Below are 14552 nucleotides of genomic sequence, written 5' to 3'. Positions count from 1 at the left end.
CACAATTACACAGTTGAAAGTCGATAGCCCTATTGCAGACCTTCGGCGTCCATCATGAAGCCCATGTGGGTTTTGGCCACGGCCAGACCGCCTTCACCATCCGCCCAGCCAATGCTGCCGTCGCCGTTCAGGTCTTCACCAATCGTGATCGCCGAAACGCTTGCTTTCATCTTCTCGACCATTGGCGCCGCTGTCTTATCGTCGGGCGCGGCCAGGATCCCGGCAATCAGGGTCTTGACCTCTTCCGTACGTTTGAGAACGGCCTCGGCAGCGGCGGAAACGTGGGTCGCATGCAACTTGACCGCATCAGAGGCTCCATCCGAGCCAGCGGCAAATCCAATATGGCTATGCGTGCCTTCGGTTGCCTTCAGCACACCGAAACCAGCGCCGGGCCCGCTGGTTTCGACCGACGGGTCGAGCGCGTGCAACACATGGCGGCTGTGCAGCTGCATGCTGGAAAGATCACTTTGGTCGGAGGCCGCCAATCCGGCGTGGGTCTCCGCAACCTTGGCTTCCTCTATGGCCACAGGCAGGAAACCCTTCTGGTCGGGCGTGTCTTTCCATTTGGTCATGACATGACCGATATGCGCATGAGATTCATTGGCCTGCACGGGCAACGCAGACAAAACGGCGAAGCTGGCAACTGTGGCCGCGAGCGTAACTTTACGAAGCATGATTCCTCCCCCTCTAGAGTCTGACCGTTTTCGCTGAACCAGCGATCAACGTAAATCAGCCTCTCCTTCAAAGTGTCAGAGAACGATTCCCGCCCTTGATCCTTTCAATCAAAAACGATCGCACTTTAAGTTCATTGTGACTTTGTAAGTGATATGGGGTCGCGTCGGTTGCAACGCGTTCAACTTTCGGTGACGGGCTCCAATTGACCCCAAAACACCCACGATCTACATCATGGTTGCGCAATTATGTTACGGACGGTCTGCAGCCAAAGATCATCTTCGGATTTGACGGCCTCGTAAGCCTTCCAGTGTGGCGCCCCTAAGAAAAGCAGGTAACTGTTTCCTACTGAGAAAGTCGGATACATATTGCAATCTGCGCTGTTCCATTGCCGCGCGTTGTTTTCGTCCCAAAACGAGAGATCCCGGTGGCTGTCAAAATCCGTTTCCAAACTACCGACACCTTGCTTCCAGCCCGATAAAGCGAAGCCGTTGGGGATGGTGAAACGCTTTGGAACATAGCCGCTCAAAACCTCGATGGTTTCGAAGAGCATCAGTTCATGCTCTTTTCCCCAAATGTCGGATGTGTCTTCCGAACCACCAATGGCTTTGGCCCAAACAATTGTATCAGTTCTCTGAACCAATTCAGCGTGATCGACCGTAAAGCTTCGAGGCGGCGCAATACAAGCAAGGACCAAAGTGGGAAAAAGGCAAAATAATATTGAGAGAAAAATTGATTTCACAAATCTGGTTCCAACAGGTTCGAGCAAAGACAAGTGTCTGATCGTTCTACGCAATCAGAACACAAGCCCTAGTTCGGCTTAACACCCTGGCAGACCTTCGCGAAGGTGCCCGCATCCTGCATATTCCAAGCGGCTTGCGGCTTCTTCATCATGACGCGACACCAGCCCTCCGGACCGTATTGCGCCAATGCCGTTTGCATGGCGTTTTTCGCGACCGCCTCATTCGCATTGAGTTCGGGGCAATTGGCCTCAAGGATCTTGCCCGAAGCTCGGATCTTGCCGCCGGCCTGACGCATGCCGGCCTGAATCGCATGAAAGCGCTTGGCAATATACTGATTGAGCTGCTGTGCTTCTTCCAGGCTATCAGGCAAAGCGAGAGATTTTCGGGTTTCGGCATGGGCGATCAACTGACCGACACTCTCTTGCACCGATTGGCAGGCCGCTTTCACCCCGGCAACCGGGGTCGTCCGGTCAACCTTCAGAGGCGTAAACAACATGGCCTCAAAATTATCAAACGCCGCCACAAGAAGCGATTGATGGGTCACGGACGCCGTGCCGCCACGAGCAACGATTTCCGCTTCAAGCTGTTTCTCCATGACCGCCGCAAGATCCAGGTTCATCTCGCGTGCTCGTCGCAATAGATCCGCGTTGATTTCGAGCGTGACGCTCTCCTTGAGTGCTGTTGAATTGCTTTGCGCAACAACAGAAAAACCTGGGAGCAGCGCAGCCAAAAATAAAATCGCGAATAGTCTCATGTCTATATCCCCCTAATCCGTCGCTTTGGTTCTTCTGAATATTCGACGGTCCCCGCAAATCTCTTATTCGAGTTTACCATAGGGTATTTCAGACAATATTTGAATCGGCAGATCTAAAAGGCCTCGCGCAAAAGGCTACGATACTCCTCTTCGCTCGCAATGCGCGGATTTGTGCCGTGACAGTGATCCAACAGCGCAGCAGCCGCAACCGCTGCAAGCTGCTCTTCGGCTACCCCCATCTGCGACAAAGATGCGGGCAGCCCGAGTTCGCTGTTCAGGGCGGCAATCTTTTGATCCGGCGCACCGCCGAGGACCGCAGACAGGCGTTCCCACTTCTCGCCGATCGCCGGTTGGTTGAAGCGCAATACCGCCGGCAGCAATACGGCGTTCAGCGTGCCATGATGTAGCTTCAAATCCGCCAAGGCTCCCAAGGGGTGCGACAGTGAATGCACCGCACCAAGTCCTTTCTGAAAAGCCATGGCACCCTCCATCGAGGCCATTAGCATATCCCAGCGGGCATTGCGATTACCGCCATTTGCGACCGCCGTTCGGATCGCGCCGTAGCCGCGCACCAAACCCTCCAAGGCAATGGCATCGGCCGGCGGATTGACCGCCGGCGACATGAAGGTTTCCAGACAGTGGGCGAGCGCGTCCATACCCGTGGCAGCAGTCAATATCGGCGGTAGCCCTAGAGTGAGCTCGGGATCGCAGACTGCCAGCGAGGGCAGCATCAGTGGCGAAACGACACCCAGTTTACGGCCGTTATTCATTACGATCACAGCGCCGCGACCGACTTCGGATCCGGTCCCGGCGGTCGTCGGCACGGCGATCAACGGCGGCAAGGATCCCTTGATCGGGGCAACACCACCTTCGACGGCGGCATACTGGGAAAGCGGCGGTTCGTGAGATACCAACAGGCGAACGGCCTTACCGAGATCAAGCGAGGAGCCGCCGCCCAGCGCCAGAATCCCGTCGCAAGAGCTTTCCCGGTAAACCGCGAGCGCTTCCATCACTGCCGCCTCGGTCGGGTTGGCGGGTGTTCCATCAAAAACCTGTGGTCGTTGAGCGAAGCCCTCGGCGATACGGCTGGTCACACCCAGAGCCGTCAAACCGGCGTCGGTCACCAACAGCGGGCATGTCATCCCGAGCTCGGCACAGAAATCCGGCAGCTTTGCCGCAAGGCCGAAATCGAATTCGATTCTTGTCAGGTAACTGATGGTCGCCACGTGTTTCTCTCCCAGTGCAGCCAACCTCTGCAGGCACCAGAGAAAGACGGCCACAGGACGGCGGATTGATCTTGATCAGGATTTTTGTTGTCCCCGCGCCACTTCACAAGGAGAATCGGAATTCCGATCCACCTGACTGCGGCGACCGTTTCAATGATATCCAGCACCACATCCGGTAAAGTAACCCAAGCAGAAGACCATGAAGCAGACAAGGTACCCACGCACGATGTAGCGATTCCCTATCTTACCCGGATCCGCAGCTACTATCAGACTCTCGGGTATGGGAAACCCTATGTCTGGGCACATTACCGAGAGGTTCCTTTTACGCCTCTGTCCAAGCCGGTCGCTGATTCCAGGCTGACCTTGATTACAACGGCAGCCCCGTACCAACCGGACAAGGGCGACCAGGGCCCCGGTGCCACCTACAACGCCGCGGCCAAGTTTCATTCCGTCTTTTCGCTGCCCAGCAACAGTAGTCCTGATCTTCGAATCTCCCACGTCACCTATGACCGGCATCACACCACGGCAGAGGACATGAACAGCTGGTTCCCCCTGGCACAAATGAATCGGCTCGTGGCGAATGGAGAGATCGGTGGCCTGACGCGGAGCTTCCACGGAGTGCCGACCAACCGCAGCCAAAAAACCACCCTTACCCGGGATGCGCCGGAAATTCTCCGCCGCGTGAAAGATGATGATGCGGATGCGGCGATCCTGGTGCCCAATTGTCCCGTCTGCCATCAGACCGTTTCTCTGACCGCCCGCCACCTGGAGGCAAACGGCATCCCGACTATCGTGATGGCCTGCGCCAAGGATATTGTGGAACACGTAGGCGTCCCACGCCTGTTGTTCAGTGATTTCCCGCTCGGCAATGCAGCGGGACGACCGCACGACGAATCCTCGCAGGCCTTGACCCTGGAGCTTGCATTGAAGGTCCTTGCCGCTGCCCCAGGCCCGCGCACCAGCGTTCAATCCCCCCAGCGATGGAGCGGTGATCCTGATTGGAAAATGGATTTCTATAATGTGGAACGCCTCTCGCAAGACGAAATCAAACGGTTGCGCGAAGACTTCGACCGGCAAAAGGAAATCGCGAAACGGGAACGGGCAAGGACCGCATCGTGACGTTGGAGTGAAGTCTGTGTTTGAACGTAAAAAATCCGGCGGGCAAAGCTGTCGCCCGCCGGAAACATTTTACGTCCAAGAGGCCGATCGCACTCTAAGTCTCGGGTACGAGTTCCAATTGCGAGATGCCGGCTGCGATATTGATGCCCTCAATGCCTTCGATACTGAGCGGCTGCAGCGCCACTTTGGGATGATCGCCACCGAGAATCAAAACGTCCGCGCCCACGCCGTAACCGACGGCTGCATCCGCGCCAACGCCGATGAATTTGCCACGCAGAGACCCATCGATGACGTCAGGTGTTCCTGCAAGCACACCCCAGACCATGACACCGCTTTTGGTGTAGCCAATGTCGACGCCGTACTTCTCGATTGTTCCGGTATAGCGTTCGACGCTTTTGTCCGGCCGTTCGAAGGTGCAGGCGATGTCGCGGCTCGAACCGAATATAAAGCTGACGCCGCCTTCAACATCGCAACGCAGGAAACCGGCTTTCACATCAGGGCTGTCGCCGTCCGCCGCCTGCGCCGAGAAGGGGTTTGCTGAAATCAGGACCGTCGCCAAGGCGAACGATAACGTCAGCAATCGAGAGAATTCCATGAGAACATCCTTTTTATTGACCTGTGTCTGCTATTGAAGCGTCGGCTTATTCAGGTTTACCGGCCGCTACAATGACCTGGAAACTAATGTTTGTAGTGATCCAGGCCTTTCTCGGTAAATTCTGTACCACTTCATTTATTGAGACTGTCGATGCCTGCCTTTTTCTTTAACGGCATTACAAGTCTGTGCTCCACATATTTTGCTCTGCTGGGTTTATTCAAAGTCACATTGCCGCGATCATTTCGGCAGTAATCGTGATCGCGCTGGTGCGGTGAATTAGCCGCCATCTTCGGGTTACGCGCAGTTTGCGGTCGTCTCGGCGGTGTTCTGAAGAGATGCATTGCGAATGCTTGGCGCAGGCTCTGCTCCTGTGCAAAACTGCGGCGCAACCGTCCCGCCCTCGCGAATAATCCCGGAGTTTGCTGCGTGTCGATCATCTCTTCCGTCGAAGAATTGGAAAGCCTTTACGGCCAGCCCGGCGAAGCCTCGACCGTCAAGGTCGCCGCTGAAATTACGCCGGAATACCGCGCCTATATCGAAGTTTCTCCCTTTGCCGCCCTGGCCACCAGCGGGCCCGAAGGCCTCGACTGTTCGCCACGCGGCGATCTGGCGGGCTTTGTTCGCGTCCATGATTCCAAGACACTGGTGATGCCCGACCGGCGCGGCAACAACCGGGTCGATTCCCTACGCAACATCGTCCGAGACCCCCGGGTCGCCCTTCTGTTCCTGATCCCCGGCCACGGCAACACAATCCGCATCAACGGCCGCGCGCATCTGGATACCGATCCCGCTCTTCTCGCGTCCTTCGCAGTCAAAGACAAGGCGCCACGCTCGGTCATCGTCATCACGATAGTGGAAATGTACTTTCAGTGCGCCCGTGCGATCGTGCGTTCGGAGCTCTGGAATCCGGAGCGTCACGTCGACAAGAAATCTCTCCCTACGCCAGGCCGGATCCTCGCCTCGATGACCGAGAACCGCGTCGGTGGCGAGGAATATGACAAGGCCTGGGGCGCCCGTGCCCAAAAGACTCTTTGGTAACGACCTGGCTGCGGCCTATTGTCTATTCGAAAGGGCTTGAACTGATCCGTCGAAGCGGATATTTCAGCCTTCTCTGAATTCGGAGTTTTGATGTCCATTACGCTTGTGTTCAGCTGACGGGATTCTTCTATAGAGGCCCGTCGCAAAAACCTGACACCGCACGCCGTGCCGGTGGATGGCGTTTTGCGTCCGCCTCACGGGTCGGTGTTCTGTTTCAGAACATTTCCGGACATCATTTCAGTGAACGTCTCCCGTCATCAACAACGGGTGCTGCACGCCTTGGCACAGGGCGGCTGCATTCGCCACTACTTCGACTCAAGCAAAAAAATCATCGGCGTTGACTGCGTCACCCGTGAAGGTTGGGTCCTTGAAAATTGCACTCTCAACTTATTCCGCACCCTGAAGTCAAAGGGCTTGATTGCCTCAAAAAACGGTCGTCCCTACCGGATCAGCCGGAAAGGCTTATTGGCTGTGCGCGCGCGGCCAGATAACAGGTAGGTCAACAAAAGATAGGCCGATAGCAAATAAAGCGGCTCAAACGGCGTGAAACTCAAACGGTCTCCAACCCAATGGGTTTCACGCCATCGCGGCAAAAGCCGACACAATCGCTTCAGACATGGCTTCGACTGCAGCAGAACCGGCGGCGTCGCCTCGCAACAGCAACAGGTGCGAGACGGGCAGGCCAGGAAAACCGTCCGAAGGTTTCAGGATCTGCATACCAGGTTCTAACGTACTACGCGCAATCATGCCGGCTGCAAGGCCTGAAGAGATTGCCGCCTTGACCCCCGCCACGCTGTCGCTGGAATAGGCAATCCGGAAAGATCTTCCTGCGTCCTGCAGGGCAGAGACTGCAATATCTCGCCACCAGCAGCTTCGCTCAAAGAGTGCGAGCGGAACGGGTTGCTCCCCCGAAAACGAAAAACCTTTTCGACAGGTCCAGACGGTTTCCTCCTCCATCAAAACCGTCACACCGGAAGATCGTGGAATGTGGTCGCTTGTGTAAATCGCCAGATCGAGCTGTCCCTTCTCCACCACATCCGGAAAATCGACACTGAAGCCACAGCGCACCGAAACCTGGGCAAGCGGGTGCTGGGTCGCAAAGGCCGCCAGAACGTCGGGCAGGATCGTCGCACCGTATTCATCTGGAATTCCCACCCGCACGGCACCTGTAACCGGCGCACGGGCAAAGCTCGCCGCCACCTGATCGAGTTGACGCACGATCGGCTCTGCGCATTGCAACAAAGTTTCACCGGCCTCCGTCAGCTTGACACCGCGGGCCTCGCGCGTGAACAGCTTAACCCTCAGCCGCTCTTCCAACTGCCTGATCTGCACGCTGACAGCCGACTGGGTCTTATGAACTACCCGTGCTGCATGGGTTACGTTCCCATGGCGCGCCACGACGATGAAGCTGCGCAAGAGCTCGCTATCCAGGTTAGCAATTGACCCATCGTTTTTATTCATAGCTTACATAATAACTATTCGTTTGTGCGATTTCTAGTCATCACTAATTCTGCCTGAATAGCAACGAGCAACTTCCAGCAAGGTGGGATCGTAATCCGCATGAGCCTAAACACCGCAAAACAACTGGCGCAACGGCCAGCTATATCGTTGAAGAAACTGATAAAAGCTGCCTGCCTGCTTGCCGTTGTGACGGCAGTTGTTCTCTGGCCGACGCACGCTTGGACTGCGCTGCTCTTTGCGCTGAAGAACCTGCTGCTGATCCTGCCCATGATCGCGATCGGCCTGTTCCTTACCGCCGGAGTTCAGGCCAGCGGCTCGATGGCCCTCATCGCCTCAGCTTTTCAGGGCCGCCCAGTCAGGATGATCGTCCTTGCCGCCTTCATCGGCGCCTTGACGCCGGTCTGTGGCGTTTCCGTGCTGCCGCTGGTTGCCGGTTTGATGGCGGGCGGTGTACCTCTGGCACCCGTTGTTGCCTTCTGGCTATCGTCTCCGATCACCGGCCCAGGCATGCTGGCGGTAACCGCCGGAACCCTCGGCACCTCCTTCGCGGTCGGCAAGACTCTCGCGGCCTTCCTCATCGGTCTGTTCGGAGGCGGGGTCGCAGCGCTTCTTATCAAGGCGGGAGCTTTCCGGAATCCGGCAAAGAACAGCCTCGCCCACTACTCTGCATCCGGCTGCGGCGGTTGCGATACGTTGGAGGAAAGCGGTCTCTGCTGGAGTTTCTGGCGCTCGAAAGCCCGGCGAAAGATCTTCCTGGACTCCAGCCTGGCCAACGGACGCATGATGTTCACCTGGCTCTTTGCCGCCTTTATCGCCGAGTACGCCTTGCAACTGTTTCTGCCGCCCGATTTCGTCGGCCGTTTCGCCAGCGGCGACGACTGGTGGTCGGTCCCGGCTGCCGCCGTTGTGGGCGCACCAATCTATCTGGATGGCTTTGCCGCTTTGCCTTTGATCCGCGCATTGATGGACAGCGGTATGGGCCAGGGTCCGGCCATGGCCTTCCTGATCGCCGGCGGCATCACCAGCGCCTGGGCCGCCATACCGGTCTTCGCCCTGGTCCGCCTGCCGGTGTTCTTTTTCTACCTCTTCATGGCGGTTGTCAGTGCCATGCTTTCGGGCTGGGCTTTCGGTTTCGTGATGGGATAAGTGCCAGTTTCGGCCATGACATCACTAAAGCAGCCGACTAATCTGCCTGCCTCCTTTACTTTGCAGGCGAGTCCCCATGCCCGATGGCCTTTCTTCCCAAAGCCGCTTCCCCAAGAACGGCATCATGTCATTGCTGGATATACATCGCCGGCACAATCTGGCGGGCAGCACCGGACAGGATCTCCAGCTCCGCGATCTCATAACCCCCGAAGAGCTGGAGGCGTTTCTCTCGATGCCGCTTGGCTATGGATCGTCACGCGGCGACCCTGAACTGCGAACCCTGATCGGCGCGCGCTGCGGCATAGATCAGGAAAAGGTTTTAATCACCCAGGGTGCGGCGCTGGCCCTGTTTCTCACCAATTTCGAACTCTGCAATCCTGGCGATGAAATCGTCGTCGCCACCCCCTGCTATCCACCAAGCATCGACAGTCTGCGCGCAACCAAGGCTCAGATCCGTCCCCTTCCCCTCACCTTTAAAAGCGGTTTCCGGCTCGATACTCAGGCCTTGTCGAATGCCCTGACACCGAAGACTAAGCTGGTCAGCCTGGCCTCTCCCCAAAATCCCGGCGGCGTGTCTCTGGCGCGGGAAACCATTGAAACTGTCGTCGATATCGTGTCGATGCAGGCCCCGGACGCCTATGTCGTCGTCGACGAAACCTTTCGGGAGGCAACCTATGGCAGTCCTCCGCAGGCAAGTGTCGCCAACCTCTCAAAACGCATCGTCACGATGTCGTCGATTTCCAAGGCCTATGGCGCACCGGGCTTGCGTATCGGTTGGCTGACCAGCGGCGACGAAGCGCTCTACGAACGCCTGCGAATCGCGAAAACCAGCACGGTGATCTCGGCGTCGGTCGTCGATGAAACCCTCGCCGTTATGCTCTTCAAAAAGCTCGACGGAATCATGGAACAACGCAACGCGACCCTTGCGAAAGCCTTTGATCTCCTCGAGGATTGGGTGAGCACGCATAAAGATCTGATCGAGTGGGTGCGTCCAGACGGTGGAGCGCTGTGTTGTATGCGCCTACCGGAGAGCAGGTTCAGCGAAGCGGCGGTAGATCGCTTTTATGAGAGCCAGGAAGACTACGATCTTCAGATATCCGACGGCCGCTGGTTCGGCGAGGAACAGCGCGTGATCCGCATCGGCTTCGGTTATCTGTCGTTGGAACGCCTCGAAGCCGCTTTGACCGCTCTCCATCAGGCTTTGTGGGATTGCTCTGACAACGCTTAAAAAGCACATCAAATTTCTGTAAGATACTTCTGCAATGATTGTCGCTTCGCGGAATTATTAAGATCTGTCCATGCCGCAAGACAAGCAACCAATGGTGCCAACATCGAAAGCTCTCCAGCAATGGTTGGACGTGGCCGGCGATCTCGTCTCGAGGATCGGGTGCGATGACTTCCTCGCGCGTTTCTCTGCCGCCATGGCGCAAATTCTCGCTTTTGAATTTCTGATTGTCTTTCTCTACCGGCCGGACGCAGCCCCAGCCCTATTGCACGACAGCATTTGCGTCGCCCGCCATCGCAAAGGTCTGAAAAACTATTTGCGGAACACCTATGTCCTCAACCCCTTCTACCAGGCTGTGCGAAAGAATCCCGAGCCCGGCATCTATTTCATGAAGGATTTCATGCCGGATGAATACAGCCTGGAAAGCAGACATCAGGAATTTCCTGTCAGCCTCGACAGTTTCGAGGAAATCGGCTTTCTCACCAACGACTGGCCTTCGGGGATGCAGGAACTGCTGATCGTCATGCCGTTGAACGAATCAGCACTGATCGAAGTGTCTCTGTCAAAAAAAGAGGCCGGTGGCGGTTTCTCGGAATACGAAGCCGAAACATTGAAGACCTTGTTTCCTATCCTTTACGCACTCTTCCGCAAGCACTGGGAATATGCCGCTCACCGCCTGGCGCCGGAGCTGGAGGAGCCGCTGCTCGAACGCCTTTTCCACCAGTTCGGCCAAGGTGTTCTGAGCGAACGGGAGCGTGAAGTCGTCCGTATGATCCTCCTCGGTCACTCCTCGACATCGATCGCGCTCAACCTCGATGTCGCTCTACCCACGGTGAAGTCTCATCGGCGCAATGCCTACGCGAAACTCGGCATTTCCTCGCAGGCGGAACTTTTCACCCGCTATATGGATTCCGTGCACCAGACACGAGGGTGAGGACAAACGGTCTTCTGACGGTGCGCTTTCACATCGCTCACGCAGCATCAAATCTTCGTAGAGCGGTCGTATCTCAGTTGAAAGTGACGGTCGAAATCCCGAAGTTTTTGGGATTGAATGCCTAGCGCTCAATCGTTTTTGGCTGGATCAATCGAGGACGTGAACTGCATCCTAAATAAATGTTTCAGAGACTGATTCACGTTTTTCACTGAGTCTTTGAAAAGCGATCAGGCTTTGGCGGTTCTGTAAAAATTCGGGGAATAGTGCTGTGTGTGAACTTTTTGCGATGTCGTCGCGTCAGCCTTCAGCGCTGACCTACTCTCTTAATGAATTCTCGAAGCACGGTGGCTTGACCCACGGCAACAATTCGGGCTGGGGCATTGCCTATTTCGAAGAGCGTGACGCCTTTCTGGTCAAGGAACCCGAGCCCGCCAGCGACAGCCCCTGGGTCAAGTTCATCGCCGAGCAGGAACTGGAGAGCCAATGTGTCATTGCCCACGTGCGCCTTGCGACGATTGGCAAACCCATGTTGCGCAACACCCATCCCTTCCGTCGGGCTCTTGCAGGCCGCGCGCATGTCTTTGCACACAACGGCACGTTGAAGGGCTTGCATGACACGGAACAGGCACAGAACGCGCATTATCAGCCCATCGGCGAAACGGATTCCGAACTCGCCTTCTGCCTTTTGCTGGAGCGTCTGCGCAGTGTTTGGCTGAACAATGATCAAGCGCCCTCTGTAAACGAACGCCTGCGCCTCTTTGCCGGTTTCGCAAGCGATATGCGCAGACTCGGCTCTGCCAATTTCCTCTACTCCGATGGCGAAGTCCTATTCGCCCATGCGGACCGCCGCATCTACGAAGAAGGCGGCGGCTTCAGCGAGCCACGCGCACCCGGGCTGAGCCTACGCAACTGCGTGGCCTGCCAGCAGGGTCCCGAATGGGCCTGCGACGGCCTGCGTGTTGGCCTGGGCGATCAATCGACGCTGTTGCTGGCAAGCGTTCCGCTCGACGAGTATGGCTGGGAAGCCTTGCCGGAAGGCACTGCCCTGGCAGTCCGGGACGGCATGGAAATCGCCCGCCTCTCGACCTGAGCTGGTTTAGATCTTTCCAAAATCGCCGTGCCGGCCAAGACCGTCCTTAAAGCGGGCCGCGCCGTCGAGCCCACCTTCGCTTAAAGCTGGTTGCCCGTTGTACCACTCCTGCACCAACGCATCGCGCACAGACAGACCATGCTGGCGAATGGCCGAGCGACGATCGGTGCGGACACAGTGTTGGGGAAATTTTGCAATCTGATGCGCCAGCTCTTCCGCCTTTTCCCGGCTCCCGCCATCCTCAACCAGATATTCGCAAAGGCCGATTCTGGCGCATTCCTCTGCCGGCACCTTGCGGCCGGTTAGAATAATTTCCAGTGCGCGCCCTTCGCCCACAAGGCGTGGCAAACGCACCGTACCGCCATCGATCAGCGGAATGCCCCAGCGCCGGCAGTAGACACCCATGTAGGCAGTCTCCTCCATCACCCGGAAGTCGCACCAAAGCGCCAACTCCATACCGCCCGCAACGGCAGGACCGGCCACGGCCCCGATCACGGGCTTATCAAGCTCGAGCCGGCTGGGGCCCATGGGGCCGCGTGGAATTTCGCCGCCGTTCCCGCGCTCACCGCCGTCTTCGGGCAGATCCTGTTCACTCAGCGGATTGTCATCGTCCAGTGAGGCGGCGAATTTCAGATCCCAACCCGCGCAAAAGGCCCCACCTTCACCCCAGAACACCGCGACCGAAGCCGTCTCGTCCCGGTCGAATTCCAGAAAGGCTTCCTGCAAAGCGTCGGCACTGTCGGGGTCCATGGCGTTACGGGCCTCAGGACGCGAATGAATTACGGTCCAGACGCTGTCCGTTTTCTCAATCCTAACTGTCATATCCTAATCCCTGTAACTCGCGCACCGAGTCCCTGTCGTGCAGCATGAGCTTTTGAAACGTGCCTAATCCGGCTTGAATCATCCGCAGAAACCTTATGCTTTTATTTTTTGGCAAGGGAGGTAAGTGCGTCGCCATCGAGCCGCATAAAGCGCTTCTGAGGCAAGACTTTGGCACCAAAAGCCTCGTAGAATCGCTGCGACCGATCGTTCTCAACCGACCAGTCGATCCGGCCTATGCCTTCACGCTGACAGAAACCGGCGAGGAACCGCACGATTTCTTTGCCAACACCGGCGCCGCGCCAGTCTTCAACGACAAACAAATCCTTCAGAAAGATCAATCCGGCCAGCGCATTGCCGGGATGTAAAACGGCAAAACAAGCAAAGCCCACCGCTTCCCCTCCCGAGAATGCTAGAACGAATCGCGTATCGGTCCTATCCGAACACAGCCACTCTTTGACCGCCGATCGTGTCAGGTCAACGGGTTTTGGATCATCACGATAATAATCGTCCATTGCATCGATCATCTCCGCGACCTGCTCTTCATCCCCATCAACGGCGAACCGAACCGAGATATCTCCCACAGCCCCTCCAATACAGTTGATCGCGCGTGCCCCATTCCGCGCCGCGTTATAAAGAATAGTCTACCGGACTGGACCAGGCCGGATCACTGTGCTTGGCCCAATAGAGGTCTTTGATCCGTCGTGTCACCGGACCAACCGCCCCCGCATTGACCGGTCGGTCGTTGATACGGGTCACGGGCATGATACCGCCGGCCGTCGAGGTAATGAACAGCTCATCCGCCCCTGCCAGTTCAGCCCGGGGAAGCGCTCTCGGCGCGCAGGCAAGGCCAAGTTCCTCGCAGATTTCGAATACACTTTGACGCGTGATGCCCGCCAGAACACCGTCGGCCGGCGTCGCGAGGCTTCCATCTTTAACGAGGAAAACGTTGAACCCAGGCCCCTCTGCAACATTACCTTGACTATCGACGACGAGAGCCGTTTCAGCGCCCTGATCGTAGGCGTCGAAAAGCCCGCGAACCAGATCCAGCCAGTGGTAATTCTTAATCGCGGGATCGACCGAACTTGGCGGAATTCTAACAACGTCGCTGACCGCGATATGCAGGCCTCGCGCCAACTGTTCCGCATTGGCAACCGAACCAAAAGGTACGGCAAAAGCCATAAAGCGGTTCACCGCATCACGCGGATCACGGCTGAAACTGGGCGATGTGCCGCGCGTACAGAGCATCTCAACATAGGCATTCCGATGCCCCGAGAGCGCGACGCAATTGTGCAGGATTTCGGTCACCTGTGCGGGATCGTAGGGAATCGACATCCGGAGCCTCTCCAGGCTGCCCCAAAACCGCTCCAGATGCCGATCGAGCCGGAAGAATGCTCCATCCCAGACGTGGACAGTATCGTAGGTGGCGTCGGAATGCAGAAATCCCCAGTCGAGAACGGAGATCTTGGCCTCAGAGACGGGCAGATATTGGCCATCCTGAAAGGCAATTCCCTCCGGATAGTGATGCGGATCACGATACTGCCGTTCGACAATCGGGCGCGAAGTCATGAAGAGTTCTTTCCTATCATTGCGACCTCAAGAATAGCTGTTCCTGCAAACCGCACCAATCTCATAACAAATGCGCTCATCCTTTAGGATGATGTTCTCCGATGACGGTTGTCGTCTATCTGTGTCACACTACCGATGGACGATGCGCCGGGACTGCTCGC

The 14552-nt window shown here is 56.9% G+C and carries 17 protein-coding genes; 7 read left to right on the top strand and 10 right to left on the bottom strand.

Annotated features, from left to right (window positions below; all coding sequences use genetic code 11):
• Nucleotides 1–29 precede the first annotated feature (29 nt).
• The 4 genes from QMZ18_RS14705 to QMZ18_RS14690 all read right to left on the bottom strand — a co-directional run bounded on the left by QMZ18_RS14705 (nucleotide 30) and on the right by QMZ18_RS14690 (nucleotide 3395).
• On the bottom strand, nucleotides 30–674 hold the full coding sequence (locus QMZ18_RS14705; RefSeq protein WP_282607062.1) for a hypothetical protein: 645 nt from the start codon (nucleotides 672–674) through the stop codon (nucleotides 30–32).
• A 230-nt stretch (nucleotides 675–904) separates the two neighbouring features.
• Nucleotides 905–1414 (bottom strand): hypothetical protein, encoded by a 510-nt coding sequence (locus QMZ18_RS14700; RefSeq protein WP_282607061.1) that lies wholly within the window; start codon nucleotides 1412–1414, stop codon nucleotides 905–907.
• Between the two features lie 68 nt (nucleotides 1415–1482).
• Nucleotides 1483–2169 carry a DUF3012 domain-containing protein gene (locus tag QMZ18_RS14695; RefSeq protein ID WP_282607060.1) on the bottom strand — a complete coding sequence of 229 codons (687 nt, stop codon included), beginning with the start codon at nucleotides 2167–2169 and terminating at the stop codon, nucleotides 1483–1485.
• 113 nt (nucleotides 2170–2282) lie between these two features.
• Entirely contained in the window at nucleotides 2283–3395 is a 1113-nt protein-coding gene (locus tag QMZ18_RS14690; protein WP_282607059.1) for an iron-containing alcohol dehydrogenase, read from the bottom strand.
• A 153-nt stretch (nucleotides 3396–3548) separates the two neighbouring features.
• Between QMZ18_RS14690 and QMZ18_RS14685 the strand changes: the two genes are divergently transcribed.
• Nucleotides 3549–4514: a glycine reductase gene (locus tag QMZ18_RS14685; protein ID WP_282607058.1), complete on the top strand. Its 966-nt coding sequence runs from the start codon at nucleotides 3549–3551 to the stop codon at nucleotides 4512–4514.
• A gap of 94 nt (nucleotides 4515–4608) precedes the next feature.
• On the opposite strand, the gene QMZ18_RS14680 is transcribed toward QMZ18_RS14685, so the two are convergent.
• The gene (locus tag QMZ18_RS14680) at nucleotides 4609–5109 is read right to left on the bottom strand and encodes a DUF992 domain-containing protein (RefSeq protein WP_282607057.1); all 501 of its coding nucleotides are present in this window, start codon (nucleotides 5107–5109) and stop codon (nucleotides 4609–4611) included.
• A 131-nt stretch (nucleotides 5110–5240) separates the two neighbouring features.
• Nucleotides 5241–5546 carry a hypothetical protein gene (locus QMZ18_RS14675; RefSeq protein ID WP_282607056.1) on the bottom strand — a complete coding sequence of 102 codons (306 nt, stop codon included), beginning with the start codon at nucleotides 5544–5546 and terminating at the stop codon, nucleotides 5241–5243.
• Between QMZ18_RS14675 and QMZ18_RS14670 the strand changes: the two genes are divergently transcribed.
• The gene (locus QMZ18_RS14670) at nucleotides 5536–6147 is read left to right on the top strand and encodes a pyridoxamine 5'-phosphate oxidase family protein (protein WP_282607055.1); all 612 of its coding nucleotides are present in this window, start codon (nucleotides 5536–5538) and stop codon (nucleotides 6145–6147) included. The genes QMZ18_RS14675 and QMZ18_RS14670 overlap by 11 nt on opposite strands.
• Nucleotides 6148–6387: 240 nt before the next feature.
• Nucleotides 6388–6645, top strand: a complete 258-nt coding sequence (locus tag QMZ18_RS14665) for a YjhX family toxin (RefSeq protein WP_282607054.1) — start codon at nucleotides 6388–6390, stop codon at nucleotides 6643–6645.
• A gap of 78 nt (nucleotides 6646–6723) precedes the next feature.
• Here the strand turns inward: QMZ18_RS14665 and QMZ18_RS14660 are convergent, their stop codons facing one another.
• Nucleotides 6724–7608, bottom strand: coding sequence for a LysR substrate-binding domain-containing protein (locus QMZ18_RS14660; protein ID WP_282607053.1), 885 nt, complete (start codon nucleotides 7606–7608; stop codon nucleotides 6724–6726).
• A 99-nt stretch (nucleotides 7609–7707) separates the two neighbouring features.
• On the opposite strand from QMZ18_RS14660, the gene QMZ18_RS14655 reads away from it, so the two are divergent.
• The 4 genes from QMZ18_RS14655 (at nucleotide 7708) to QMZ18_RS14640 (ending at nucleotide 12003) form a co-directional block, all read left to right on the top strand.
• Nucleotides 7708–8754: a permease gene (locus QMZ18_RS14655; protein WP_282607052.1), complete on the top strand. Its 1047-nt coding sequence runs from the start codon at nucleotides 7708–7710 to the stop codon at nucleotides 8752–8754.
• A 76-nt stretch (nucleotides 8755–8830) separates the two neighbouring features.
• Nucleotides 8831–9982 carry a pyridoxal phosphate-dependent aminotransferase gene (locus QMZ18_RS14650; RefSeq protein WP_282607051.1) on the top strand — a complete coding sequence of 384 codons (1152 nt, stop codon included), beginning with the start codon at nucleotides 8831–8833 and terminating at the stop codon, nucleotides 9980–9982.
• Between the two features lie 70 nt (nucleotides 9983–10052).
• Nucleotides 10053–10913: a LuxR family transcriptional regulator gene (locus QMZ18_RS14645; RefSeq protein ID WP_282607050.1), complete on the top strand. Its 861-nt coding sequence runs from the start codon at nucleotides 10053–10055 to the stop codon at nucleotides 10911–10913.
• A gap of 268 nt (nucleotides 10914–11181) precedes the next feature.
• A complete protein-coding gene (locus QMZ18_RS14640; RefSeq protein WP_282607049.1) occupies nucleotides 11182–12003 on the top strand; it encodes a class II glutamine amidotransferase in 822 nt (273 codons plus the stop codon).
• 6 nt (nucleotides 12004–12009) lie between these two features.
• Here QMZ18_RS14640 and QMZ18_RS14635 read toward each other — a convergent pair whose 3' ends face one another.
• The 3 genes from QMZ18_RS14635 to QMZ18_RS14625 all read right to left on the bottom strand — a co-directional run bounded on the left by QMZ18_RS14635 (nucleotide 12010) and on the right by QMZ18_RS14625 (nucleotide 14391).
• On the bottom strand, nucleotides 12010–12825 hold the full coding sequence (locus tag QMZ18_RS14635) for a crotonase/enoyl-CoA hydratase family protein (protein ID WP_282607048.1): 816 nt from the start codon (nucleotides 12823–12825) through the stop codon (nucleotides 12010–12012).
• Nucleotides 12826–12926: 101 nt separating this feature from the next.
• Nucleotides 12927–13406 carry a GNAT family N-acetyltransferase gene (locus QMZ18_RS14630; protein WP_282607047.1) on the bottom strand — a complete coding sequence of 160 codons (480 nt, stop codon included), beginning with the start codon at nucleotides 13404–13406 and terminating at the stop codon, nucleotides 12927–12929.
• A 46-nt stretch (nucleotides 13407–13452) separates the two neighbouring features.
• The gene (locus tag QMZ18_RS14625; RefSeq protein ID WP_282607046.1) at nucleotides 13453–14391 is read right to left on the bottom strand and encodes an aminotransferase class IV; all 939 of its coding nucleotides are present in this window, start codon (nucleotides 14389–14391) and stop codon (nucleotides 13453–13455) included.
• Nucleotides 14392–14552 lie beyond the last annotated feature (161 nt).

Origin of the sequence: Pelagibius sp. Alg239-R121, from assembly GCF_947331435.1 — a bacterium.
Lineage (GTDB): Bacteria > Pseudomonadota > Alphaproteobacteria > Kiloniellales > Kiloniellaceae > Denitrobaculum.
This window is presented reverse-complemented; position numbering and strand designations above follow the sequence as displayed.